The following is a 25772-nucleotide window of genomic DNA, read 5'->3' as shown; positions in this document are numbered from 1 at the left end:
AGCGGTCTTGTTGTTGACACCTCATACTCTTGGGTCGAGATGGTTCGTTAAATGTAATTCATACAGAACTATTGAATTAAAATCTTTTTACTCACGGCGTCATAATTACTCTGTGCTTTAAAAATATATAGACCAGCGGCTAAACTTGGGTTTTTTTGTTTCACGTTTATTTTCTTAACCCCTGCGTATAATATACTGTTTTCTATAACTCCTAAGCGTTGTCCTTTTATGTCATAAAGGGTTACAGTGATATGTTGCGTGGTATTGGATTGTAATGTTATGATTGTATCATCTCCTTCAAATGAAACATAAGTTTCAAAGGTTACAACACTATCTGGAACACCCTCACCTTCATTTGGAGGAATCGGAGGAACGGGAGGTACCTCTGTCTCCGTTTCAGTCTCACAAGCAAACCCTAAATTTAAATCTTCATATTCACTGCCCAGGACTGTGGCATTGACTACAGAAGCATCTACACACATCCAGTTTTTTAGAATACTCGAATATACTTGTCTGAAATCAGTATGATGTTTAAGATTTCCTGCGACCAAATCATTTAAATCAGCGTGTTCACCCACAAAACCACTGCCTTGCAAGCTTTCTCCAAAAAACAGTATCGGACCAGCGGCACCGTGATCAGTTCCTTTAGATCCATTTTCTGCTACACGCCTTCCAAATTCAGATTGTGCCATGGTTAAAATTTTATCTCCATAGCCAGCATCCGTTAAATCTTCATGAAAATAAGAAATAGTTTCTGATATATTAGTTAATAAGCCCTGATGGGTGTCAAATTGTGTCGCGTGAGTATCAAATCCACTTAATGTGACCATATATATCTTGGTGCCTAAATTACCTTTAATTAAACGAGCGATTATATTTAAACTTTCTCCCAGTTTTCCATAGGCTGGAGTACTGGCAGGATATCCTCCTACACCTCCTGTATAATCAGAAGACCGATTATAGGCATCATGTATTTTGCCAGCATAATTATACGAACTATTGTATGTGTTTCTTAAAAATGAAACATTGTCACCATATTCGCAATCAGGGATATTATCTGATTGGTAAACTTTACCTGTCTGTGCGATATTTTGTAAACTGGAGATATTAGCAACGGCATAACTATACTTATGTTCTTCTCCATCAAAAGTAATATTACGTGTACTTCCTATCTGAATAGCTACTGGAGATTCTGGAGGGTTAAGGACGTAGTCAGTATAAATATTGTCATAATATCGACCTAGCCAACCTGTTTCCTGAATATTTGAATCAATTTCTGCAGAGGCCCATAGATCAGATCCTTTAAAATGAGATTTTGATTGGTTGTCATAACCAACACTGTGAACAACTTTCATTTTACCTTCTTTCCACATGGGATCCAGACTACTCATAAAGTCAGGAATAGCATACTCATCAGTAAGGTTAAGTAAGTTGTTTTTAGGTATTTTTATAGTAGGTCTGTTATTGGCGTAAGCATCATATTGATTGACGGGTACAATCATATTAAGACCGTCATTACCACCAAAAAGTTTGATAATTAATAAAATATTCTCACTATCCGCATTTTCGATAGCTGAGGTGAGTTGATTATTAGTAGCAAATGAAATAGTCGAATTTGCAAATAACATAGAACTAATCCCGGATAAACCTAAGCCTTGTAAAAAGGAACGTCTGCTCCATAGGGTATGATCTTTATGATTACAGGTGTTTTTTTTCATGATGATTTTATTTTAATTGAAATTCTGGGATGGTAAAAATATAGTCTATTAAATTTTTTACCTGACCAGATAGGTTTGGGTAATTTAAATTCCAAATTCCATCGTTAAAATAGTTATCGGGTACCCCTTCTTTAAAAACAGAAATAGCTTCCTGGTATTCGGGTTCATATATGATCTCTTTACTCAAACAAAAATCAACAATTCCTCTCGCTACAACTTCTACATTTTCATCAATATCGAATAAGTCTTTTGCAAAATTTATATATGTTTTTGCACTATCTGTAAGATTATTATGCTGTCTCGAATAGTTCTGCATCCTTGAAATTCTTTCGGATACTGATACAGAATTAATCCAGGCTTTATGTTCTATCCAACCTGATACATTAGGAGGGCGTAATAAATCCATTTCTAAATTGTATAATGCGCTAAAAGGGTATAAGCTATACATACTATTAAGACCATCAATATCTTGTGTTTGATAACTTACTTCATGATCATGTAAGATTACTAAATCTAAAGGTGATTTGACTAAAACTCCAATGCATGCTTCGTCAAAAAAGTGTTCACTTTTAAATAATTGACTTAATACGGGAGCTAATTCGTAATTATTTTCAAGAAATGTCTGAGCTAATCCAGCGATTATATCTTCATTTTTAGTATAGGAAACAAAATATTCATATAATTTGGTACAAATATAAGTGGCAATTTCTGTTGGTTTTTGATCAAATAATATATTTATAACATCGCTATATCCCCAGTTTCCCGTTTGCCCAAAAATTGTTTTCTCTCCATCATCAAATGTGTCATTTTTATTAAATTCAATAACACCCCAAGACGTCTTTTCTGTATTATATCCTGTGAATGCTCTTGCAGTCTCTTTGATATCATTTTCTGTATATCCGTTATCTACGCCAAGAGTGAATAGTTCATATAATTCTCGCGCATAATTTTCATTAGGTTTTCCTGCTTTATTATCATAATTATTTAAATATCGAATCATACAAGCATCTAATCCCATATCGTGTATGAAATCTTTAAAATTACCAACCGCATATTTCTGTTTCGTAAGATAAGATTGATACATATAAGGGATATTGTTTTCTCTTCTCGATACAAATAAACCATGCATAAACATAGTCATCCGACCTCTGATCTGATCCTTTCTAAGATCATCAAATATCATATGTAAAAATTGAGCTCTTAGATGATGCCAATACGCATCTTCACCTACATACTGTATTCCTTCTTCCTTGTCTAAATAGCCCCATCCGGGATCTGGTGTGGTGGGTAAGACGCTTGCCTGACCTATAAGGTCATCAACTAGATCAGAAGGATTTTGCGTTAGTGCATTTTTAATCATATCAGGTGTGCCTCCAAAACCAAATCTACGATAAAAGTGTTTGGCTCTCATGGCATTCCAGGGCTTTTCTGTCGTTGGTATATAGGGTGCCAGTCCAGAAAAATTGCAGGTCATACGCTATGTGTTTTGGGATTATAAAATAAAGCTTCCAAAATACCAAATAAAAAAGGTTAAGAGACTGGTCTTCTAGAATTTGACGTAGTTCAACTAGGATTCGTTGTTTTGTGAGGGTTCTATAGTTTTTACTATGTAATAGTTCTTATTTCTTGATCTCTATAAGGATCGTTTTTCTTTTTTACTACCCAGAAGATGTTATAATTTATGAATAGGGGTAGTCTTATGATCCATAATTTGACACATTTAGTTCATAGAATTTCCTAAGGCTCTGCCTCGGGTGTAGTGCCTAAAATCAGGATAAGTGAGTCTGATTTCCTAATGCTTGTAGTGAAGCAGTCTTGTTTTTGACACTTCGTACCCTTAGGTGGAGTTTAATCATTTATCGATTTCTTTTTCAACATCTGATGCATAGATTCGAAACCCTGCATTTGGATTCGGATAACGCTGATCATCCTTAAACATTATAAGAGCTTGGTTAAATTGGACCTGAGCCTGCTTAAAATCAGATACACCTTTATATGCTAATCCAAGAAAAAAGTAACTATCGGGTATCATGTCGTATATGGCTAATTGTTTTGTTAAAGTGTTAATAGCGTTATCATATTGTTTATTCTTTAAATATAGAATGCCAAGAGAATGATAATCTGCTAACCCAATATCGTCTTCTGATTCATAGCTATTGATGCAATCTTCGATTGTTTTGATTGCTTTTGCATACTTGTTGTTTTTTGCATAAGCCAATCCTAGAATTAGTCTCATATCTTTCTCTCCCCCAGGTGTAAATTGCTGATAACTTTTAGGTAGTGAATAATAGGTTTCCAGGTCTTGTATACATAGATTATAATTTTGATATTGCCAATACCAGTACGCTCTATAACATAAGTAGTCCAAAGGCTTTAGTTTTACAGCCTTATTTAATATGTGAAGCCCTTGTGTTAAAAAACCTCTTTTAAAATAGGGTACAGATTTTTCATAATAGGTCCACGCATATTCTGGACCAATAGCAATGGCAGCATCAAAAATTAATTGCGATTCTTTGCTACCTTGCGAGAGTTCTATTGCTTTATAAGAAAGCTCACAGGCTTTTCTATTGCCACTTCCTTCCGGATAAATAAAACAGTTGTCCTGACCGTAGCATAAAATGTTGTATAAAAGTAATGAGATAATTAAAGTGACTTTCATGTTTTTTGAATTTGACCGTTTATGATTTTTATGGTAATAAATTTATAGCAATCATAATCTTTGCCTTGATAAAAAGCATGCCTCCAACCCTTCAATTCTTTTACGGTGGAAAGAATATGTTCCTGAAATTCTGTAGGATGTTTTGATGGATTAAAATTAACGTCAAGTGTTTCCATGCGATACCTTCCTGCCTGATCACTACAATTAACAGCAAAGCGAATAATAAAATAGCCACTATAAGGCTCATAACTGAGCTTATAATTGTAGTTTTTGATAAGTTGCTGCTCAAAAGCTCTAGTGCCACCTTTGTAAGTTACCAAAGAGCGTTTGTGTAAAACATTAGTAGGGTCACAGAATTTAAAATCATCAGTATCTAAGTATGCATTAAACGGCGTATCACCAATTTGATTTTCATAATGCGGTTGCTTAACTATACTTCTATTACAGCTTATCAGGAAAATTGTTACTATTAAAAGAGAGCGCATATACGTTGTTCTTTTCATTATATCCCACTAATTTTTATGAGTTGTGCTTTTTAGTTGTAAGTATTGCAATAGATAATAAAATCCAGAATCTGTAAAAAGATAATGGATTAGATAGCTTAATTAAGTGAATCTTCTAATTCTTTTATTTTTTTAGATACGTTCTCATTATCCGAAAATTCCAGAGATTTTTTATAATATGTGATTGCCTTCTCTATAGTATGAGTAGCAACGTATTTATTAGCCAAGCTTATATATGTGTTGGCCTCTTTAGGATATAATATGGTGTTTAGATGACATATTTCAATGGCTTCTTCTTTTCTATCAGCAAAAAACAGAACATTACCATAAGTGTTAAGTTCAGAGAAGCTCTCAGTACTAAGTTGTTTTGCTATCTTATCTCTTTTTTCAGAAAAATATTTTAATCCTTTAGTAGTCAATAGGGAATCTACTATTGTTACGGATTGATATTTTGAAGTATACTCTTGATTAAGAATAGCAATAATATCATCTTCTAAGGTGATTACCGGTGATTCTGTGATGCGATTTATTTCTTTTCCATTTTTATAAAAAATAATAGTAGGCACCCTGTGTATAGTAAGACCTTCATGTTCTCCACCAGGACTTTGTTTGTATGATTTTCTTTTTCTATCTACTGCGATTGTTGTTAATCGATCTAATGAAAATTCACTTTCTTCTAATATTTTGTAGAAACGTGGTACCTCTCGTTTACTATCACCACACCAAGTACCTAAAAAAAGAGTAATTGTATATTGGTCTAAAGTATGTTTTATAGAATCTATACTTTTTTGTTTGGGGATATAGTTTTCATAGCCGCTCATAAACCAGGATGAGTAAGGAAGAGTTGCTAATTTTTGTTTATTGATTTTACCTAGAAGTAGGGTGTCTTTATTTTCATTAATAATTTCATGATTGAATGATTGCGCGCACAATGTGGTAAGGGATAGAAAAAAATAACTGATACTAAGGATAATTGTTTTCATAAATGTGTTTTAATGTGTAGAGATTTGAAGACCTTTATATTATAAGAGACCAGAAAGAGTAGTGTTAATTGCTAAAAGTTATTTGCCTTAATCGAACTACAAATAACTTTTAGCAAAAAACAAGGACTTTTCTACTTGGTTTTAGCCGTTACCATGGCTCTTATTTTTAAAGTTTCCTTGCCTGTTGAAGTGTTTGCAGTAATGGTAATTTTTTTAGTTTGTAAGTTAGGTTTTCCTTTAGAGTTAAACGATACTAACATTGATGCTTTTGCTCCGGGAGCAATAGGTTTTTTAGGCCACTGAGAAACGGTACACCCACAACTTCCTTTAGCATTGATAATTACTAAAGGAGCTTTACCGGTATTCGTAAAAAAAAATTCATGGCTTACTAAATCCCCTTCATTAATAGTTCCAAAATCATGTTCAGTCTCAGTAAATGTCATAATAGGTACAAGAACATTGTTGTCTAAAGAAGCAGTGGCTGTTTCTAGACTGGCAGAAGAGGTTTGTCCTTTAGTACTATTGTTACACGATGCCATGATGGATACAAGGATACTCATGGCAATTAAAAATTCTTTTTTCATTATTTAGATTTTAAATTAATAATGATCCAAAAATGAATTAAAATAGAGTAAAAAATGTTAGTGGATAGGTTGAAATAAGGACTAGAACCAGGGTGGATATTTTTTAAAACAATGTTTTACAGTGATTTAACTTCTTCTCTAGATCGAACATTTAGCTTTTTGTAGAGATTGTTAATATGTGTTTTTACCGTGCTAAGGCTTATAAACATAGTTGCAGCAATTTCTTTATTTGTTTTATCTTCTAGAATAAGATTTAAGATTTTCTGTTCTTGCTCCGTTAGATTTTTATCAATTGTTACTGAATGATTATGTGTTTTTTTTGCTTGGAATAACTGAAAAATGTTGAGAAGCACAGAACCTGTTAATAAAATAAGTATTACATATATCCACCAACGGTTAGATGACTGTATTGCTGAGCTATTAATAAGGAATTTATCAGCAGCTAGTTCTGGCTCATATTGTTTGATATAGGGGCTGTCAGGATATTTTTGTAGAAGGCGGTTAAATAACTGATCATAATATGTATTTGTCTTTAAATCTTCTAAATAATATGAATGCAACTCATTGGTTTTATCTGATAACAGTGAATAGATATACAGTTCTATTAATGGTTCTTTTATGGATACTCCATATTCTTGTAGTGCTGTGCACCATCGCTTAGAATTGATTTTTCTATTTGTCTCACTGCGATAAGTACTAAAAGCGAATTGCATCTCATTGATAATAGAGTCAATTTTAATAAAGCCAATACTCTTTTCATTAGTAGAATACATACGACAAAACATTTCTTGATCAGAAGAAAGCGGTGTAGAAAGTGTATCCTTATTATTAGCAATAAATAATATTTCTTTACCCTGAGTACAATGCCCTTTAAAATGAAGGGAGGGTTCATTATTTGTAAAACAATTCTCTACCTGAATTTTATAAATTCTATTATCAAGTGGTAAGTTGTCTCCAGAAAATCTAAAATAGCCCGTAGAATCAGGAGTGGCTTTTTGAATAATCTGCTCTGTATGAATTCCTGATACTTTTCTATAGTCTTCAATTAACGATAGATATATATCACCACGCCAAATATTTTTATCAATATGTCCAGAAAATTCATACTGGGCTCTGCTAATTTGAGGTGTAATAATAAAAGCTATTGCAACAAATAAATAAAGATGTTTCATTCTGAGAATTAAGATCGAAATATAAAGATTTATTATAAAATATAAAGTTGTTTTTTAAGAAAGAGGATCTCGTCTGTAACTGTTCTTTTTTAAATACAAATACACTTCCGTGTTAATAAATTTAAGAAATAAAGACTTTGTTATGACGCATTTAGATTTTGTAAAAAAAACTCATTATTGGCTAAAAACAAGTAATTTTTGATTAAAAATAGATTATTTTTATAGTTTTTGATCAATTTTACTCATTTTTTTAATTTTGAATATTGACTTAATAGTTAATTAATTTAACAAATATGGGATATTTTAAGGAGGTATTACGTTAATATTTGCTAATATGGGTTAAACAACGTTAAACCGCTTGACAAAATTAAGATAGCCTATATATTGAAAGTGTTGATTTATTGAAAGCAATTGATATCAGAGCTTTCTATCCTAGAATTGAATGAAAAACTCTTAGGATAAATACGACATCAAAGAATTATTAATTTTAAAAAACAATATAGAAAAATGAATTATTTAGGTTTAAGTGAAAAAAAATTGATACCGGTTGTAACTGAATTGAATACATTATTAGCAGATTATAATATGTATTATCAAAAACTCAGAAATTTTCACTGGAATATTTTAGGCAAGAATTTTTTTGACTTACACGTTCAATTTGAAGAAATGTATACGGATGCAAGAGTAAAAATTGATGAAATTGCTGAACGAATCCTCACCTTACAATTTCATCCTATGAGTTCATATAGTGATTATATAAAAGTTTCTTCAATTAATGAGACCAGTCCTTTATTAAAAGATGAGGAAATGGTAGAAGAATTATTAAGCGATCATAGACAAATATTGACTCAGATGCGAATAGTTATTGAAAATGCGGATAACGCCAAGGATGAAGGAACTATTGATCTGATTGGAGCATATGTAAGAGAACTAGAAAAAACAAGTTGGATGTTAAACGCTTGGTCTAAAAAGACAAGTGATCAACTCAACAAAAGTATGTTAGAACAAGAAGTTGCATAATACGGAATCCAAATTATGTAATAGAATATAAACAGGCATTTGGGTTGTTTAAAAATCCGATGCTTTTATTAATAAAAGTTATTAATAAATTTAATTTAAAATTAGAAAAATGAAAAATAGCACAAGTACAGCCATTATAGGAACTTTAGCAGGAACGTTAACCGGAGCTTTAATCGGCGTTTTATTTGCACCAGATAAAGGAACGAAAACAAGAAAAAAAATTAAGACTAAGGCTCTAGATACAAAAGAGGATTTAATGCAAAAAGCAAATTCTGTGTCAGACGAGATAGCTTTAAAATTTAATTCTCAAAGAGCGCAATTCGAATCAAATCTTGATACCATGGTAAGTGATATGAATACAAAAGCTGATGATGTAATTAAATCATTAGAGAAAAAATTAGCCAATCTGAGAAAGGAAAATGAAATTATAAATGCTAATTAAGGTTTTATTTTTTCTCAGAAAAAGTATAAACTATTAATTAAAAATTTATAAATAAAAATGAAAAATTTAAAATTATTTACGGTTACTCTATTATTCTTAACAACCACTTTGGTAAAAGCTCAACATGATAACAAGCAGATCATACAAGAAACAATCACTAAACAGTATGAAGTAGAAAAGGGAGCATCTACCATTCCATATAAAGTACATATTAAGAATAAAGAAACTAGTGAAGTTTTATTAAAAAAAGAAGATCAAAATGCGTTAAATCAAGAGAGGATAAATACTCCCGAAATGATAACCAAAATTATCAGAATTGATGATGATGCAGACCATTACTATGATAACTTGATTGAATTATCATATGCTGTTGATGATGATGCAGATTTTAAAATTGTGCCCACAAAAAATGGATTTGTCATTACAGTAAAGGGTAAAGAATTAAATTATGACTTCATGAAAAAGGAGTATCAGGTGGAAAAGTTAGATAATAACTTTTTTAAAATAGAAAAGATCAAAGAATCTAAATAATTCTTTAATCTCACACTGTATAGAAAACCAGTAAAAACCGAGGATTTTACTGGTTTTCATATTTAAATAAAATTGTTATGAGAGTTTCTGTTTTGTTTAGAGATCTTTTTGTGTAAAATCCTAATACTAGTATTAGAGTACTCGTAAATAGATTGTATGTTTGTAAAAATATTCATCTAATGGAGCGATTTTAGAATTCAAAAAATGATTAAATAAAATCAGAGAAGAGATAAGCCGAGGTATATATGATTAAAATTATTTTTAATTATGTAACAAAAAAGTAATTAGGTAGTCTAATCAGGTAGTATTTAATTATAACTTTGTAATCAAGTAATATGAGTATCTGGAGAGTTTTATTATCCATTTTTTTTCCACCACTTGCTGTTTTAGATAAAGGCTGTGGTTCTGTTATTATTGTGCTTTTATTGACTGCGTGTGGATGGATTCCTGGAGTCATAGCGGCATTGATCATTCTAAATAATCCTAATAAATAATTATAAGTTACTGGTACCTATGAAAAAAGCTTACTTGTATATACAGACATTTTTAGTGATAACGCTACTGATAGGCTGTCAATTTTCTGAAGAATTAAATTTAAATGAAGATGGAACCGGAAAAATAACATTCAATTTTGATGGGTCTGAGCTAATGCAAATGGGCGGAGATAAAATAACCGAAGGAAGAGAAGAAATTATAGATACACTAGTCGTTTTTAAAGAGTTTCTTGAAGAAAATAAGGATAGTATCTTATCATTACCAATAGAACAACAGGAAAAATTAAAGAAGTTAGAAAACTTTGAAATGCATATGGTAATGAACCCTGAAACAAAGGAGATGAAATTTGATTTGTATCAGGATTTTCAGAATGTGAATGAACTGAGTGATTTATTGAATAATTTTAAAACAGCTTCTGGTGCGGTACATCCAAAAAAAGATGCTTCAGCAGCGGGTATGGTAAGTCCTCTCTCCGATACGGCTGACGAGGAGCCTACAAAAGTTGTGTATTCTTTTAAAAACAATAAATTTTCTAGAATAACAGAAATTCTTGATGAAGAAAAACTAAAGCAAAACGTGGATAGTATGGCTTCTATGGAAATGTTTTTAGCGAGCTCTAAATATAAACTTAAATATAATTTCCCAAGAAAAATAAAGAAAATATCCTCAGATAAAGCGATGTTTAGTCTTGATGGAAAAAGTTTTACCCTGGAAGTAGGTTTTATGCAATTTATGAATAATCCAAAATTATTGGATGTTGAGGTAGAATTGGAAGAATAGTGTACTTAGATTATCATGAATAAGGAGATAAACATACAAGAATTAGGGCTCAAAGATTTTAAAGAAACCTGGGAGTATCAGGAAGAATTGTTTAAAATGATACTGGACCTTAAGATTAAAAACAGAAGAGAAGAAACGCTACACCCAACACCAAATTATTTTCTTTTTGTAGAGCACCCTCATGTGTACACCTTAGGGAAAAGCGGAGATATTAGTAATCTTCTTTTGAGCGAAAAACAACTACAAGAAAAGGAAGCTACTTTTTATAAAATTAATAGAGGTGGAGACATTACATATCATGGACCGGGACAGATTGTAGGGTATCCTATTCTTGATCTTGATAACTTTTTTACTGATATTCATAAATATTTACGATTGCTAGAAGAAATGGTTATTCTAACCCTAGCAGAATATAATATCAAAGGAGTACGAAGTGATGGAGAAACGGGAGTCTGGTTAGATGCAGGAACTCCTTTTGCTAGAAAGATTTGTGCGTTAGGTGTTCGTGCCAGTCGATGGGTGACCATGCATGGTTTTGCTTTTAATGTAAATGCCGATTTAGGATATTTTGACCATATTATTCCGTGTGGGATCAATGATAAAGCAGTTACATCTCTACAGGTAGAGCTAGGAGTGGAGAAAGTTGATGTAAATCAGGTGAAAGAAAAATTATTAAAACATTTTACCACTTTATTCGAGGCTGAATGTAAGCACGAATTAAAATCATAAGACTTTCCTCACACTATACCTTATTCTATTAATAACATCTGGTATTACTATTTTATAAATTGAATACTTCGAGCCTTATCTTTGCTACTAATTTCTAATTTCAGGATATAAGAGCCTGATAATAATCCACTGGTATTAATAGATTTATTAGTTAATTTCCCAGTCATAACAATCCTTCCCAACATATCGAAGATAGCGTAAACAGTATTTTCTTTAAATGCTACCACATTTAGTATATCAGCAGATTGTAAAGGGTTAGGGAATACCAGTATTTTGCTCTGATCCGTAGTGGTACTATTATCAATAACAGGCACTTTTACAGGATCAGTAATCGTAAACGTGGTGGACTCATAATTTCCAAAAGTACCGCCAGAGGCTAAGATAGTTTCCAGAGATGTTAGTGTATAGGTGCCGTTTCCATATCCACAACATATGCCATCACCAAAACTATCATTCAGTGTAAAGGTATACGTGCCTGGAAACAGACATTCGGTCACTGTAATAGAGGTGCTATCACCCTCTAGTTCGTAAGTGCCTCCAGTTGCAACAATATCACCATTGTTCTCAAGGCTCCAGCTTGTTTCTTCTGGATAGTTATCTAAATTAATGAGCAAATCTACTTCTGTACAAGTAACGGAAGAAATCTCCGGGAATGTAGTAATTGTCACTATATTACTTGCATCTGATTCATTGCCCGCAGCATCCTTTGCGGTTACTCTAAAATTATATGTAGAATCCGGAGATAGATCAATTACTGGAAATGAAGTATTAGCTACTATCGTTTCTATAACGATACCTCCTTGATATATGTCATATGCTGTTACGCTAACATTATCCGTCGCTGCATTCCAGCTAAGATCAACGGTAGTTTGAGTTATATTAGAAGCTGTTAGCATAGTTGGAGCCGCAGGCATTTCTGTATCTGGAGAAATTTCTGGGAGTGTATTAATCATTACTATATTACTTGCATCTGATTCATTACCTGCATCATCCTTTGCGGTTACACTAAAATTATATGTGGTATCTGGAGATAGATCAGTTATCTGAAATGAAGTATTGGCTACTATTGTTTCTATAACGATACTTCCTTGATATATGTCGTATGCAGTTACGCCTACATTATCCGTAGCTGCATTCCAACTAAGATCAACAGTTGTTTCTGTTATATTAGAAGCGGTTAGTGTTGTAGGAGCAGTGGGTAGTTCTGTATCATCACCGCTACCAGAAGTAATTATAAAGTTCGTATTAGAAATATCATAAAAAATATGATTTGTGCCTCTCACCATAATTCTGTTTTGTGTTCCTACTAAGTTAGGTACGGTAATATTTTGAGAGCCATCATTAGCTACTGCAGATGCGATAGTTGTTGGATAAGTATTACCTCCATCTGTGGATAATAAAATATCTACGTTTTCTACATCGATACCATTAGCTGTCGTTCCGGCAACATCCCAGGTAATAGACTGTGTAGATCCAGCTGCCCAATTTATATTGGTATTAGGCACCATAACTATAAATGGTCCTGCATTTTCCGATACAGTAATTTCTGTATCGTCGCTAGCGGTACTTGCGCCTCCCGGTGAGTTGTCTCTTACGGTTAATCTAAAATTCATAGTTCTGCTTACAGATGGAACTACCTCCCAGGTAGAAGAGGTTGCGCCTGCTATTACTGTAGGTAGGGCAGGCATGTACCTGTCAGGAGAAGCTGTAGGACTGATTGATCTAAAAGTGGGTCCAACAGTAGAGTTAGCTGAAGGTGGCATATCCGCTGATTCATTATCCATTTGTTCCCAACAATATGTTAGTATATTATCAGAGTTACTATCTGTTCCGGTACCTTTTAATATAAATGGAGTAGAAGCGGGAATAGTAAAATTAGCTCCTGCATTTGCAGTAGGGGCAGTGTTATTGGTATTGCTTTCTTCTCCACAGGTACTCCTTCCTCCAGAAATATTGTTCCACATCTCTTCAATACTAATGGCATGAAAATAAGCATCACTATTATTTTGAACATTGGGAGTACAAATACCTGCATATCCCATAATAGTAGAAGCACTACCAGGTTCTACGGAGGCATTGGATTGATTACACCTATTGTTTTGTGTATGATTACCACCATATTGATGTCCTATTTCATGGGCAACGTAATCAATGTCATAAGAATCTCCTATAGGGCGAGAACTTCCGGTAATTCCTCTGGCTTTAGAAGTAGTACAGGGAGATCTTAGAGACGCTAGACCTCCACCTCCGGTGCTAAAAGTATGACCGATATCATAATTGTTAAAACCAGCAATATTATCACAAGTCGTTTGGCTTTCATTGATTAAATTAGTAGCATCATTATTAGTCAATCCATCAGTAGCTGGATCAAAAAAGATCATTTCTGTAGTTTGATTTATAATAACCATAGTAAGGGCTAAATCTCTTTCGAAAACTCCATTTACTCTGGTCATCGTTGTATTCATAGCCGCCAGAACAGTAGCTTTCTTAATTTCATCAGATGCATCTGGCGCAATACTTTGATTTTCGAGATGAAACTGAGCATATTCTCCGGTACAGACTAAAGCAAGTCTAAAAGTTCTTAACTTACCATCATTGGCATTTCTGAAATTTCGAGAAGGATTTTGAGGTATTTCTTTTTTAACCTGTTCTTCCACTAGACACTCAAAAGAATTGGGATCAGAAGGGACATCTTTTTTGGCATAACAGATATATTCTTTTTTATCCTTAGTATATGGATCAATAAATATAGTAGCATGATTGCCTGATGAAATCATAGCGTGTAAACCAATTTGAGAAATGCTAAATCTAGCGACGGATGTAGGGTCATCAATTCCGTGGGCGACATAAGATTTAATATCCACAAATCTCTTTGCCAAATCTTTGTCTAAGGTAGATGCTTCTTGTACACTAAATTTTTGTAGCATTCCGCCTTCTACAGGTAAATCTATAATAGTAGTTGTTTTTTTTTGAGAATCTCTTGGAGCGCTTTTTTTTAAAATAGATATAAGCAGATCCTTGTTGAGGTTAAATAGCTGATAGTTAGTAGGCATGGTCGTCCTTACTTTTTTAGCCTTATTTTGAGTTTTTGAAGCGGTTGTAGAGGTCCATATTTGAGCATTGATGGATAAACTATTTACAACGAGGATGATTAGTAAAGTTACTTTTAGGTAAGGTATCTTCATTTGTTAATTGAGTTTGTACGCTATTATCGCGTCTTATAAATTGGGGTATAGTATGATTTTAAGGTATAATAGGATAAAATATTCAACTAATCAAACTGATTACAAGCTTTTTATATTTGTTGAAGAGAAGAAATCCTAGATCTTCTTTTCTTTTTTGGAATTTTATTGCTAAAAAGTGTAAGATAATGAATAAAATTTACACGAAATAAATAGGATTCATAATCAGATAGAAATAGTAAAGCACCAAATTTTATAAAATTTGGTGCTTTATATCCTTGTTAAGGATATGGCTAATTAATTTTATATCCCTCGAACCAGCTACCTGTTCCATCAATTCGAACATCATTTCCTGTCGAGTAATTACGGAGGTTGACAAATACTTCCTGACCTGCATTAAGAAAGTAAATACCGCTAACATTTATTTTCACGTCATCACCATCAATGATTTGGTTATGATTGATTCCTGTGTCTACATTAAAATGAATTCTAAAAAATGCTGTAGTTACAGTATTAGACTGACGTACAACCGCATGTAAGTAGTAATATCCACTTTCTGGTACCACAAACCGTTTGGAAGTTGTGTTAAAAGCATTACGGGTATCATAGGTTCTGATGTCCCAGATATCTGTTTCTATAGAGGTGCCTCCATCGAGATCCTTCACGGCAAAACCACTACCACGAACTTTAAAAACAACTGGTGTGGTTGTGGCTGTAGCATTATCAATATAGGTTTTTACGGCTCTTTCTGTAGGTACTGCATTGTTACTGTTGCCTCCTAATGTACCATCTATAGAGATTTCATTTACAGCAGTTCCGGTTTGTAGTTTCAAATCTCCGTTTACATCTAGTTTAGAGGTTGGAGATCTGTCAATACCTACATTACCGCTATTCATATTTTCAATATCATTTCCGTTAGAAAACCATTTGGTATCGCCAGATGAAATTGCATAAGGCACTGCCATCAACTCATTAGTTCCAATTTCAGAACCATTCATCGATACTGATACATATGAAGCGGTTCCACCCCAAGGTAGTGTGTCAAAATCACCTGTAATAGAAGTCCCATTACCTATTTGTAAATTAAAAACTCCATTTATACTTGTGGTTATAGTATGATTTTCTACATAACTGGCTGTATTATCTGGAGCACCAAATTTAATCGCTATTTGCATATTTATGGATTGATCAGACATAAGGGTTCCATCCGCTGTCCTTGCAATTCCCTGATAATTAATAAAGTTTTTTTGTAGTGCCTGTGCAAAAGAATTAGTAGTTATTAATACAATACAAAGAATGCTAAAAAGAGTATGTATATTTTTCATGAGATATGATTTTTTAGATAATGAGAAACTAGTTTTTAATGATTTTAAAGGATTTGTTTTGCTTGCTTTTGGTAATTTGTAAGGTGAGTATGTACATACCCTTTGGTAAAGCACGAACATCTATATTATTCCCTTGTGGAGCAACGGTTATCGTTTTTTGCATTACCAGTTGTCCATGAATATTAGTAAGCATCATGTTATATTCATTTGTGTTCTTTATATGAACATTCAAGAAATTTGTTACTGGATTAGGATAAAAAAGTATCGTGTTGTCTTCTGGATTAAAATCATCTGTAGACAAGATATTATCAGTTGATATTCCTGCCCAAAATCCTTGTTCTATATCGTTTGTATTCGAAATTGTTCCTGTGAAAATTTCTCCTATGGTAAAAGAGATTTGATATGATGCGTTTACATCTGCTCCTCCAGAGTTGGATATTACGTTGGGATCGTCTGATTGTGCTTGTGCCTGAACCCCAAAAAATAGGCATAAAAGTATAAGGGTTGTTTTCATAATGTAGTATAGAGTTAAGTTTTAATACGTTCTATACTACTTAGTGAAGAATTTATAAAGAAGTAAACATTTTAAGTCAAAAACTTAAAAAATAATTTTGAGATTTTTGTTAGGTATTTCAATTTTGAAAGGAGAATTAGTAAAGGGTTAGTCCTCTCTTATACAAAAATTGTTAATTTTTTTGTATCCCATTAAGAGGTTTGTGAAAAAAGCTCTAATAATGTAGCGTAAGTAGATTTAATATATACTATGTGACATATTCTCTTATCTTATTATTTAGTCTGGTAAAGGTATTTCGATAAATGACCACTTTGCCGCCTTTTATCGCTAATAAAGGGTTCATTTTAAGTAATACAGAGAGCATAATTTCTTTCGAAGTTTTTATTCTTACTGCCAGGCGTTCTATAGCTATTCTTTTTTCTTCATCATTTAATTCTCTGTAATATTTGATCATAGTAATGTGCTTTGATAGATTGATGAACTTATAGTTTTGGAGAAATATCAATACAGGCTAATGCAGTCAGTCGTTTGCGATGAATATCCTGAATAGCCTCTTTACTGTTTTTTTCTTGTTGATATAGTTCATTGATCCATTTGAAAATCTGAACCTCGTAGGATTTTTGGTTTTTAACATCATCATAGAATGTCTTGGATTTCAGATGTAAAGCTTCTAATATATCGCTTGCAAATTTATAATATATATCATCGTTCATTTTCTTCATTAACTTATTACTTTAAATCTATAATCTCATTTGGGATTTAAAGATTATATATCAATTTAACTTGAGTAATATTGTGAAAAAAATCCAATTATTTTTGCGGTTTTCCGTAGTGTATCCTGAGGTAATTTTATAGTGTATTATAAAATTGCTTTTGCAATTACACTTATAACAGAGTACAGGCACTAAAATTAATGGGATTTGATAATGATTTTTACAAAGATATATATGGTTTAATTAATTTGATAGGTTAGGATGCTATTTTCTTCGCCTTGTACGGCAAATTCAAGATTAGGGTCTTTATCCATATTTCCTAAACTAATAGAAGAATTGCCATAAACAGGGAAATTAGGAAATAACTCAGCATTACTATCATAGAGATATACTTTTTTAGATTGAATATCAGTAATAGCAATGTATATTTTATCATTAATATAAAATAATTGCGGAGTTGTATACACTCCAAAATCTAATTCTATAGTTTTTCCTTTAATAGTTAATTTGTTTTCAGATAAGGTAACTAACGTTTTGTTTGTGGAGGTTAAAGAACTATTTTCTGTTAATTCTTGATCTTCTAGTGATATAGATCCATCTGATGCTATTTGTAATAATTTTCCATCTTTTTGTAAAGACGTAAATTTATTTTGATACTGATACCAATGATTTTTAGAAAAACTAACTTTTTCCTTTAGCTGAACCCGAGGTCTTCCTAATCTATCCAGAATATGTAGAGTTCCGTTTTCTTCCGGAATGAGAATATAATCTTTACTACCTATGCGGATATGCTTAGGAGGTAGTGTTACACTGGTTTCTGTAGTATTAAAACCAAAACCAGATACGACCTTGCCTTCTGCGTCAAACATAGTGATGTCAGTTCCTTGGGTTACAAGAATGCGATATCTTTTGCTCTTATCATAATCAAATAAGGAAAGTGGTTGTGTAATTGATTTCTCTAGTTTTTTTGGATATGAGGTTACATCGTTGCCATCTCTATCCACAAGATATACTGTAGTTTCTGTGTTAAAAAGTAGCTGATATCTCCCGTTTTTGTAAATATCTATTTGCTGGACATCACCCATAATAGCTCCATCTATTTGCTTTTTCCAAAAAATAGCTCCCTTGTCAGAAATTAAATATAGTTGATTGTCAATGTCCTGTACGGCAATATCCATTCCTTTAGTTCGGTGATTTTTTACTAGAATTGGTCTTGTGAGAATTTTATTTTCTAAGGTAGTAGATGTTGCTTGTATAACAGACGTAGCAGATCCTTTTGCAACATTTTTCTGAAGAACACCATGAACATGAGCAAAATTATTTTCTTTAATAAATTGTAATGCGCCGATTTTATACTTATTGCTGTTCAGATCCTTCCATTGTTTCTTTTGTTCTTCTGTAACTCCACTGCTGATATAGTCTTTGAGGTGATTCACGGTACTTACCATAAGTATAGAGGATTCATCCGATAATTTTTCTACAGCATTGATATAATATTCCTGCTGTTGTAAAACAGTCTTGTTAAGAATATTAGCTATAACCGTTTGTAATCCATTTTTAGAAGAAGCAAAAAGTACATGATTCTCAAACAAAATATAAAAGTTAGCCTCAAAATCAGGGAGCAATGGTGATACGATATCAGAAAAGGATGTAGAAGAATTAAAATTGTAAATGGTAATACCTCTATAAGTACCAGAAGAAGATCCTGCCAGAAGATCAGCTGTGTTTTCTGGTTCCAAAGATGTTAGGGTAAGGATGTCATCAGTGTCCATGAAAATCATGCCTATTTCAGAAACTCCTGATAAAATTTCATCCAGATCATCAGAGACATTATCAAGTTTGCGATCCTGGGCAAATGCCAGATTTCTTTTTAATAAGTTAAAATCATCATATGTATAGGAAATAAAACCAAGTGCGGTTACAGGAGTAATTTTTGCGATATGATTTTCCTGAGGTATCGTATTGTCAAAGATACCTATTGTAGAAGATAAAGAATCTTTTTCTATGGCAATTCCATCAATATATAATGCATTTTGTTCTATGGAAGCATCTGCAGAGATCCAACCGCTAAAATTTGTTAGACCAGAAAGATCTCTATTAGGTAATAAAGAATCATGAATGTTTTTAAGTCTCTTTCCGTGCACCAAAATAGAAAGGGGTTTTTCTGTATCAGTAACCTCATATGCTTTTATAAGATCTTGACTAACCGAAACTTTGTTTTCTTGATGGCGTATCGCATTTTCAATAAGTAATTTTGATGAAGAGGCGATGAGAATACTATCTTGCTGTGTGGCAAAAAAAACCGCTTCGCCAGTTTTAATTTTATGAATAGTTTTATTAGCGTATGAGATCGCTTCAATAGTTTTTATGCCTAAAGAATCTTTTTGAATAACCGAAGCATCAAATTTTGAAATATAAGTGTATTCAAAATCATTTTTTCCTATTGGAGAGAAACACAAAAGCCCCTTAGATTGATTAATATGGTCAAGAACAGGAAGTGTTTTAAAATACTGAAAGAAATTAGTATTACTGTTATTTTTTATAAGATCATTATCCCGTAAAAGATTCTTAGTTTGTTCTAAATCATTAATTTTTAAAACAATTTGAGCGTCTTTTGGGATATAGTCTATAAGCGTATATGATTTCTGTATTGAGGTATTACAAGCTAAAACAATTGTTAATAATACAAGTACAACTATTTTTTTCATGTGTATGTTTTACTTTTTATTAAATCCCATTAAGGTTTCAAAGATACATAACTCATTTTTACTTTTTATAGTTCGTTAAAAAGATCTGTAAGATCTATTTATTCCAGTTCTAATGTGAGCTGTTCGGGTAACAACCTAAAGCTCTTTCTGTGGTACTTCGTAATTCCATATTTCCGGATAGCTTCTCGATGCTCCTTTGTAGGATATCCTTTATTTTTTTTCCAGTTATACATTGGGAACTCTTCATGAATCTTTTCCATAAATGTATCCCTGTATGTTTTTGCTAATACAGATGCTGCGGCAATATTCATAAATTTTCCATCACCTTTAATAACACAGGTATATGGAGTGTTTTTATAGGGTTTAAATCGATTTCCATCCACAACAATATGTTCCGGTTGAGGTTTTAATTGCTCGATAGACCGTTGCATTGCCAGGATAGAAGCATTTAAAATATTAATTTTATCGATATCTTCCATAAAAATATGTGTCACACCATAGGAGAGAGCACAGTCTTCTAATAAAGGACGCAGTAATGCACGTTTTGATTCACTAAGCTGTTTAGAATCGTTAAGGAGTTCATTTTTAAAATTATCGGGTAAAATTATAGCAGCTGCAGTAACTGGACCTGCCAGGCACCCACGACCAGCCTCGTCAGTGCCGCATTCTAAAAGATCAGCATTTAATTTTAGTGTAAGCATATTACGAAGATACTGTATCAATAGAAAATCAGAAAACTATTTATAAATATTAGTCAAAAAGGTTAAAATCAAACGATTCGATCAGGAGGTTAACTTTCATTAAAAAAGCATATTTTTGTCACAGTTTAACATAGCAATGAAAAAAAACATAGTATTTATAATTATACTTCTCATGGGGGCCATAAGCTTTGCACAGGAAGGGAATGAAGAGGAAGAAATAGAGGGTAGCACTAGTGAAAAACAGACAGCTAGAGAAAGAAAAGGTTTAGGAGAAAGAAGAGATGCAGCTAAGAAAGAAGAAGAACAAGAGAAACCACCAATTTCTGATTATAAAATTATAACTTTTGAGAATGACACCACTTTTGTGGATACTACCCTTACTATCCAGAAGGATTACAATTTTAATTATTTGCGTAAAGATGATTTTGGATTGATGCCATTAAACAATGTGGGACAAGCTTATAATAGTTTAGTGAAAACTGAAGAAGCGGATCATATGTTGCCACTTTTTGGCGCTAGAGCAAGACATTTTAATTTTATAGAAGCAGAAGACGTTACTTATTATCACGTTCCCACACCACTTACAGAGTTATATTTTAAAACTACTTTTGAGCAAGGGCAACAATTAGATGCACTGATTGCGATAAATACATCCCCTAGACTTAATCTTTCTATTGCATATAAAGGAGTTCGATCTCTGGGAAAGTATCAACATGCATTAGCTAGCACAGGTAATTTTAGATCCACAGCAAATTATAGTACCAAAAATGAGAGATACAAAGTCCGAACTCATTTTGTAGCGCAAGATTTATTAAATGAAGAATACGGAGGTTTATCTGCTACTTCAAGCACAACTAGTGCATCTTCCGGAGTCGAAGAATATTTAGGATTAGGACAGGCAGCTGATAATAGAGATGATTTTGAGGATAGGTCATCTATACAAGTTAATTTTACAGATGCAGAAAGTACGTTATTAGGAAAAAGATTTTATTTAGATCACTCTTATGCAATTATTAAATCAACAGATAGCAGTGATACATCATTATCATTAGGTCATGTGCTTGACCTTACCGATAAATCTTTTACTTTCAATCAGACAACGGCAAATGATCTTTTTGGAACATCTTATGAAGATAGTGAATTGTCGAATAAAGTTGCACTAGAAGATTTTAGTAATAAAATGTACGTGGCTTATACGAATCCTTGGATTGGTACTATTAGCCTTCATGCAAGTAATTCTAATTATAATTATGGATATAATACCATTCTCAGGCAAGTAGATGAAGAAGGAAATGAAATTAATATAACCAATAGAATTAAAGGAGATGCGTATGCTGCTGGTGGTTCCTATGTTAATAATTATAAAGGATTTCTGTTATCTGTAGACGGAAGTGCAATCTTAGCTGGAGATATTGAGGGTAATTATCTCAATGCAGGAGCAGGATATGACCTTAATGATAAATATGGAGCATCGATAAGTATTCATAGTAACTCTGTACTACCGAATTATAATTTTTTACTGCATCAAAGTGATTATGTTAGTTATAACTGGCAAAATTTTAATAATGAAGAAGCACAGAATAATTTCACCAACATTGAAACTCAAAAAATTAAGTTACATCTGAAAGCAAAAAATATCGCTGCGATTGATGCAAGTTATACGACAATAAAAAATCATACTTATTTTACAAAAAGTTCAGATTCTATTACAACCCCTTTACAGTATGGAGAAAATGTAAATCTTTTAAAAGTAAAACTCTCTCAGAATTTAGATTTTGGTTTTATTGGATTAGATAACACCATAATGTATCAGAATGTATCAGAAGGAGATGAGGTGTATAATGTGCCAGAGATTGTTACTAGAAATAGTTTGTACTATAAAGATTATTGGTTTAAGAGCGCATTGTACTTACAAACGGGAGTAACATTCAAGTATTACTCACAATATACTGCTGATGGATATGATCCTGTTTTATCAGAATTTTATGTCCAAAGTGCAGAAGAGCAGACCTATTTTGAAAACAATGCACAGCGCTTTGGCGGATTTCCACAGTTTGATATTTTCTTTAATGCTAAAATAAGACAAACTCGTATTTATTTTAAGGTAGAAAACTTTGGAGAAGCTTTTCAGCAAAATACAGAATTCTCTGCACCAGGATATGCACCCCGTGATGCGGTCATTCGTTTTGGATTAGTTTGGAATTTCTTTCTGTAAATTAATAGAACTATATTCTTAGTGATTGAGATTAGTAACTTCTTAAATTTTAGCATAAATTAGTAATCATATCTTGGATTATTTATATTCATTGTATCTTTAATTTTTACTTTTCAGGTCTCTAATTACCATTAGAAGAGTTTAGAGCTAACCTTCATTATTTTATAAACCAATGAACAAAAGAAATGTTTCTATAACCGGTTCTACAGAATTCACCGGGATCAGAATAGAAGAACAAGCTGATTATGCTGCAGGTGTACCAGCGGTAAAAATAGCATTGCAGCATGCTTTTAAGGAAATGGGAGTTGTAAAATCGATGAGTGGTCTTGCTCAGATGAATCAAAAAGAAGGATTTGATTGTCCTAGTTGTGCCTGGCCAGATCCTGAAAAAAGATCAAAAATAGCTGAATACTGTGAGAATGGAGCTAAAGCTCTGGCAGACGAGGCAACTAATAAAACTATAGATAAAGCTTTTTTTGCAAAACATTCTGTAGAAGAAATCTCAAAATGGTCAGATTACGAAATAGGAAAAAAAGGAAGATTAATCGAGCCACTGATTCTTAAGCCTGGTAGTGTTCATTACGAATCGATCTCTTGGCAAGAAGCTTTTGATACCATCGCAGAAAATTTGCACACATTAGCATCTCCTGACGAGGCAATTTTTTACACATCCGGAAGATCCAGTAACGAAGCAGCATTTTTGTATGGACTATTTGTTAGAGCACTAGGAACTAATAATATGCCTGATTGTTCTAATATGTGTCACGAATCCAGTGGAGTCGCCTTAGGAGAAACTTTAGGTATTGGTAAAGGGTCAGTTAAACTGGAAGATTTTTATGAAGCAGAAGTAGTTATGATTTTAGGTCAAAATCCTGGAACCAATCATCCTAGAATGTTATCTGCATTAGAGAAATGCAAAAATAATGGAGGAACTATAATTAGTGTCAATCCATTAGAGGAAGCAGGCTTAGTCCGTTTTAAGAATCCGCAATCAGTGAACGGAGTGTTACTATCAGGTACAGCTATTGCAGATATACATCTTCAGGTAAAGATTAATCAAGATATAGCACTGTTAAAACTAATAATTAAGAAACTAAAAGCTTTAGATGCAATTAATAAGAATGTATTTGATCACGATTTTATAAAAAGATATACCCAGGGTTATGAGAATTTATTGAAAGATCTGGATAGCTATCCAGAGGAAGAGTTACTCTCTCTCTGTGGAGTAAATGAAAAGTATATAAATGAAGTGGTTGATGTGTTAGCTAAAAAAAATAAGATTATTATTTGTTGGGCTATGGGGCTTACTCAACATAAAAATGGAGTTAATAATATAAAAGAGTGTGTGAATCTTTTATTGCTAAAAGGAAGCCTGGGGAAACCTGGCGCAGGGACCTGCCCTGTAAGAGGGCATAGTAATGTGCAAGGGGATCGAACCGTGGGGATTATGCATTTTGTGTCAGAAGAACTAAATATAGCTATAAAAAACACCTTTGGATTTACACCTCCGGATAAAGCAGGACTTGATACGGTGCATTCAATAAAGGCAATGCATGAGGGAAAAGCTAAAGTTTTTATGGGTCTTGGAGGTAATTTTCTTTCGGCGGCATCAGATACTGCATATACTGCAGAGGCATTACAAGCATGTAATCTTACCGTGCAGATTAGTACAAAGCTTAATAGAACACATCTCATTACAGGAAAGACAGCAATAATATTACCTACATTAGGTAGATCAGAATTGGATCAAAAAGGAGATGAATCGCGATCATTTACCGTAGAAAATAGTATGGGTAAAGTACATCGATCCAAAGGGATGTTGCAACCAGTATCTGATAACCTAAAAAGCGAACCTGAAATTATAGGTAATATAGCTCAAGCTTACTTTAAAGATCAACACCCAGTTTCTTGGAAATTGCTCAGTGAAGATTATCATTTGATGAGAGAAAAGATGGAGCAGGTGATCAAAGGATTTAAAAATATTAATGATAAGTCAAAAGATGGAGGCTTTTATTTACCTAATAATGTTCGGAATTTGGATTTCAGTAAACTCCCACAAGGAAAAGCACAATTTAGTTGTTGTGAGCTACCTGATCATGCATTAAAATCAGGAGAATTTATGTTGATGACAATTCGTTCACATGATCAATTCAATACTACAATATATGGATTGGATGATCGATATCGCGGTATATATAATGAAAGAAGAATTGTAATGATGAATACATCAGATATGCAGCGACTTGGTTTAGAAAAGAAAAGTGTTGTTAATCTAATAAGTAAGTATGATGGTAAGGAGCGAAAAGCCATAAAGTTTTTAGTAGTCCCTTATAATATACCTCAGGGCAATGTTGCTGCCTATTTTCCAGAAACCAATGTATTGGTTCCATATAATCACTATGCAGATAAAAGCAACACACCAATCAGTAAATCGATTGTAATTACTATAGAGAAAGTGTAAAATTGTTGTTTATGATCTGTTTATGCGTGTGTTACATACGTAAACGAGGATGTAAGAGTATCGTTAGTATTTGAGTTTTCTTGGATGTTAAGTAAACCTAATGTTTTATTATTAGAGTGATTCTAACAATGTTTATGAAAAATCTAAGAGGATTTTTTAATTTTCACTGTATCTTTTTCAATGATTAGCTTCTGATGTCTTTTACAATTTGGTATTGATTATTGATTTTTTTGTTTGTAAATCTTGTATTTTCAGGAGGTTGTCATTTCTTTTAAAAATACTTTAAAAAAAGTCTTGTTTATACGTGAATAGTTAGTAGGTTTGCACCCGCCAAGGG

The 25772-nt window shown here is 32.8% G+C and carries 22 protein-coding genes; 8 read left to right on the top strand and 14 right to left on the bottom strand.

Annotation, left to right across the window (positions count from 1 at the left end):
• Positions 1-68 precede the first annotated feature (68 nt).
• From ABD816_RS18980 to ABD816_RS18950, 7 genes are all read right to left on the bottom strand, one after another.
• Positions 69-1718, bottom strand: coding sequence for a DUF1501 domain-containing protein (locus ABD816_RS18980; RefSeq protein WP_344930082.1), 1650 nt, complete (start codon positions 1716-1718; stop codon positions 69-71).
• Between the two features lie 7 nt (positions 1719-1725).
• Positions 1726-3192, bottom strand: coding sequence for a DUF1800 domain-containing protein (locus tag ABD816_RS18975; RefSeq protein WP_344930080.1), 1467 nt, complete (start codon positions 3190-3192; stop codon positions 1726-1728).
• A gap of 378 nt (positions 3193-3570) precedes the next feature.
• Complete coding sequence (locus ABD816_RS18970) at positions 3571-4377, bottom strand: tetratricopeptide repeat protein (protein ID WP_344930079.1); 807 nt, start codon at positions 4375-4377, stop codon at positions 3571-3573.
• Entirely contained in the window at positions 4374-4880 is a 507-nt protein-coding gene (locus tag ABD816_RS18965; protein ID WP_344930077.1) for a hypothetical protein, read from the bottom strand. Before ABD816_RS18965 ends, ABD816_RS18970 begins: the two co-directional genes overlap by 4 nt.
• 98 nt (positions 4881-4978) lie before the next feature.
• Entirely contained in the window at positions 4979-5863 is an 885-nt protein-coding gene (locus ABD816_RS18960) for a hypothetical protein (RefSeq protein WP_344930076.1), read from the bottom strand.
• 131 nt (positions 5864-5994) lie between these two features.
• Positions 5995-6447: a DUF1573 domain-containing protein gene (locus tag ABD816_RS18955; protein ID WP_344930074.1), complete on the bottom strand. Its 453-nt coding sequence runs from the start codon at positions 6445-6447 to the stop codon at positions 5995-5997.
• 116 nt (positions 6448-6563) lie between these two features.
• On the bottom strand, positions 6564-7619 hold the full coding sequence (locus tag ABD816_RS18950) for a response regulator transcription factor (RefSeq protein ID WP_344930072.1): 1056 nt from the start codon (positions 7617-7619) through the stop codon (positions 6564-6566).
• Between the two features lie 507 nt (positions 7620-8126).
• Between ABD816_RS18950 and ABD816_RS18945 the strand changes: the two genes are divergently transcribed.
• From ABD816_RS18945 to lipB, 6 genes are all read left to right on the top strand, one after another.
• Positions 8127-8639 (top strand): Dps family protein, encoded by a 513-nt coding sequence (locus ABD816_RS18945; protein WP_344930071.1) that lies wholly within the window; start codon positions 8127-8129, stop codon positions 8637-8639.
• 109 nt (positions 8640-8748) lie between these two features.
• A complete protein-coding gene (locus ABD816_RS18940) occupies positions 8749-9081 on the top strand; it encodes a YtxH domain-containing protein (RefSeq protein WP_344930070.1) in 333 nt (110 codons plus the stop codon).
• Positions 9082-9138: 57 nt separating this feature from the next.
• Positions 9139-9612: a hypothetical protein gene (locus tag ABD816_RS18935; RefSeq protein ID WP_344930069.1), complete on the top strand. Its 474-nt coding sequence runs from the start codon at positions 9139-9141 to the stop codon at positions 9610-9612.
• A gap of 335 nt (positions 9613-9947) precedes the next feature.
• Entirely contained in the window at positions 9948-10106 is a 159-nt protein-coding gene (locus ABD816_RS18930; RefSeq protein ID WP_344930067.1) for a YqaE/Pmp3 family membrane protein, read from the top strand.
• Positions 10107-10125: 19 nt separating this feature from the next.
• Positions 10126-10887 (top strand): hypothetical protein, encoded by a 762-nt coding sequence (locus ABD816_RS18925; protein ID WP_344930065.1) that lies wholly within the window; start codon positions 10126-10128, stop codon positions 10885-10887.
• A gap of 15 nt (positions 10888-10902) precedes the next feature.
• The gene (lipB, locus tag ABD816_RS18920; RefSeq protein ID WP_344930064.1) at positions 10903-11616 is read left to right on the top strand and encodes a lipoyl(octanoyl) transferase LipB; all 714 of its coding nucleotides are present in this window, start codon (positions 10903-10905) and stop codon (positions 11614-11616) included.
• A 47-nt stretch (positions 11617-11663) separates the two neighbouring features.
• On the opposite strand, the gene ABD816_RS18915 is transcribed toward lipB, so the two are convergent.
• The 7 genes from ABD816_RS18915 to ABD816_RS18885 all read right to left on the bottom strand — a co-directional run bounded on the left by ABD816_RS18915 (position 11664) and on the right by ABD816_RS18885 (position 20759).
• On the bottom strand, positions 11664-14801 hold the full coding sequence (locus ABD816_RS18915; protein WP_344930062.1) for a reprolysin-like metallopeptidase: 3138 nt from the start codon (positions 14799-14801) through the stop codon (positions 11664-11666).
• A 290-nt stretch (positions 14802-15091) separates the two neighbouring features.
• Positions 15092-16123 carry a hypothetical protein gene (locus tag ABD816_RS18910; protein WP_344930060.1) on the bottom strand — a complete coding sequence of 344 codons (1032 nt, stop codon included), beginning with the start codon at positions 16121-16123 and terminating at the stop codon, positions 15092-15094.
• 28 nt (positions 16124-16151) lie between these two features.
• Positions 16152-16637 (bottom strand): T9SS type A sorting domain-containing protein, encoded by a 486-nt coding sequence (locus tag ABD816_RS18905; protein WP_344930058.1) that lies wholly within the window; start codon positions 16635-16637, stop codon positions 16152-16154.
• Between the two features lie 247 nt (positions 16638-16884).
• Positions 16885-17091: a hypothetical protein gene (locus tag ABD816_RS18900; protein WP_344930057.1), complete on the bottom strand. Its 207-nt coding sequence runs from the start codon at positions 17089-17091 to the stop codon at positions 16885-16887.
• Between the two features lie 28 nt (positions 17092-17119).
• Positions 17120-17359 (bottom strand): hypothetical protein, encoded by a 240-nt coding sequence (locus ABD816_RS18895; RefSeq protein WP_344930056.1) that lies wholly within the window; start codon positions 17357-17359, stop codon positions 17120-17122.
• A 230-nt stretch (positions 17360-17589) separates the two neighbouring features.
• Positions 17590-20058 carry a ribonuclease HII gene (locus tag ABD816_RS18890; protein ID WP_344930055.1) on the bottom strand — a complete coding sequence of 823 codons (2469 nt, stop codon included), beginning with the start codon at positions 20056-20058 and terminating at the stop codon, positions 17590-17592.
• 98 nt (positions 20059-20156) lie between these two features.
• Positions 20157-20759 (bottom strand): ribonuclease HII, encoded by a 603-nt coding sequence (locus ABD816_RS18885; RefSeq protein WP_344930053.1) that lies wholly within the window; start codon positions 20757-20759, stop codon positions 20157-20159.
• A gap of 172 nt (positions 20760-20931) precedes the next feature.
• Between ABD816_RS18885 and ABD816_RS18880 the strand changes: the two genes are divergently transcribed.
• Positions 20932-22974, top strand: a complete 2043-nt coding sequence (locus tag ABD816_RS18880) for a putative porin (protein WP_344930051.1) — start codon at positions 20932-20934, stop codon at positions 22972-22974.
• A gap of 172 nt (positions 22975-23146) precedes the next feature.
• Positions 23147-25435 carry an FdhF/YdeP family oxidoreductase gene (locus tag ABD816_RS18875; RefSeq protein ID WP_344930048.1) on the top strand — a complete coding sequence of 763 codons (2289 nt, stop codon included), beginning with the start codon at positions 23147-23149 and terminating at the stop codon, positions 25433-25435.
• Positions 25436-25772 lie beyond the last annotated feature (337 nt).

Source organism: Aquimarina addita (assembly GCF_039539305.1).
GTDB classification, from domain to species: Bacteria; Bacteroidota; Bacteroidia; order Flavobacteriales; family Flavobacteriaceae; genus Aquimarina; species Aquimarina addita.
This window is presented reverse-complemented; position numbering and strand designations above follow the sequence as displayed.

Excerpts from the sequence above, each read along its gene's own strand:
- ABD816_RS18980 (WP_344930082.1), bottom strand. The coding sequence starts at position 1,718 with ATGAAAAAAAACACCTGTAATCATAAAGATCATACCCTATGGAGCAGA.
- ABD816_RS18975 (WP_344930080.1), bottom strand. The coding sequence starts at position 3,192 with ATGACCTGCAATTTTTCTGGACTGGCACCCTATATACCAACGACAGAA.
- ABD816_RS18970 (WP_344930079.1), bottom strand. The coding sequence starts at position 4,377 with ATGAAAGTCACTTTAATTATCTCATTACTTTTATACAACATTTTATGC.
- ABD816_RS18965 (WP_344930077.1), bottom strand. The coding sequence starts at position 4,880 with ATGAAAAGAACAACGTATATGCGCTCTCTTTTAATAGTAACAATTTTC.
- ABD816_RS18960 (WP_344930076.1), bottom strand. The coding sequence starts at position 5,863 with ATGAAAACAATTATCCTTAGTATCAGTTATTTTTTTCTATCCCTTACC.
- ABD816_RS18955 (WP_344930074.1), bottom strand. The coding sequence starts at position 6,447 with ATGAAAAAAGAATTTTTAATTGCCATGAGTATCCTTGTATCCATCATG.
- ABD816_RS18950 (WP_344930072.1), bottom strand. The coding sequence starts at position 7,619 with ATGAAACATCTTTATTTATTTGTTGCAATAGCTTTTATTATTACACCT.
- ABD816_RS18945 (WP_344930071.1), top strand. The coding sequence starts at position 8,127 with ATGAATTATTTAGGTTTAAGTGAAAAAAAATTGATACCGGTTGTAACT.
- ABD816_RS18940 (WP_344930070.1), top strand. The coding sequence starts at position 8,749 with ATGAAAAATAGCACAAGTACAGCCATTATAGGAACTTTAGCAGGAACG.
- ABD816_RS18935 (WP_344930069.1), top strand. The coding sequence starts at position 9,139 with ATGAAAAATTTAAAATTATTTACGGTTACTCTATTATTCTTAACAACC.
- ABD816_RS18930 (WP_344930067.1), top strand. The coding sequence starts at position 9,948 with ATGAGTATCTGGAGAGTTTTATTATCCATTTTTTTTCCACCACTTGCT.
- ABD816_RS18925 (WP_344930065.1), top strand. The coding sequence starts at position 10,126 with ATGAAAAAAGCTTACTTGTATATACAGACATTTTTAGTGATAACGCTA.
- lipB (WP_344930064.1), top strand. The coding sequence starts at position 10,903 with ATGAATAAGGAGATAAACATACAAGAATTAGGGCTCAAAGATTTTAAA.
- ABD816_RS18915 (WP_344930062.1), bottom strand. The coding sequence starts at position 14,801 with ATGAAGATACCTTACCTAAAAGTAACTTTACTAATCATCCTCGTTGTA.
- ABD816_RS18910 (WP_344930060.1), bottom strand. The coding sequence starts at position 16,123 with ATGAAAAATATACATACTCTTTTTAGCATTCTTTGTATTGTATTAATA.
- ABD816_RS18905 (WP_344930058.1), bottom strand. The coding sequence starts at position 16,637 with ATGAAAACAACCCTTATACTTTTATGCCTATTTTTTGGGGTTCAGGCA.
- ABD816_RS18900 (WP_344930057.1), bottom strand. The coding sequence starts at position 17,091 with ATGATCAAATATTACAGAGAATTAAATGATGAAGAAAAAAGAATAGCT.
- ABD816_RS18895 (WP_344930056.1), bottom strand. The coding sequence starts at position 17,359 with ATGAAGAAAATGAACGATGATATATATTATAAATTTGCAAGCGATATA.
- ABD816_RS18890 (WP_344930055.1), bottom strand. The coding sequence starts at position 20,058 with ATGAAAAAAATAGTTGTACTTGTATTATTAACAATTGTTTTAGCTTGT.
- ABD816_RS18885 (WP_344930053.1), bottom strand. The coding sequence starts at position 20,759 with ATGCTTACACTAAAATTAAATGCTGATCTTTTAGAATGCGGCACTGAC.
- ABD816_RS18880 (WP_344930051.1), top strand. The coding sequence starts at position 20,932 with ATGGGGGCCATAAGCTTTGCACAGGAAGGGAATGAAGAGGAAGAAATA.
- ABD816_RS18875 (WP_344930048.1), top strand. The coding sequence starts at position 23,147 with ATGAACAAAAGAAATGTTTCTATAACCGGTTCTACAGAATTCACCGGG.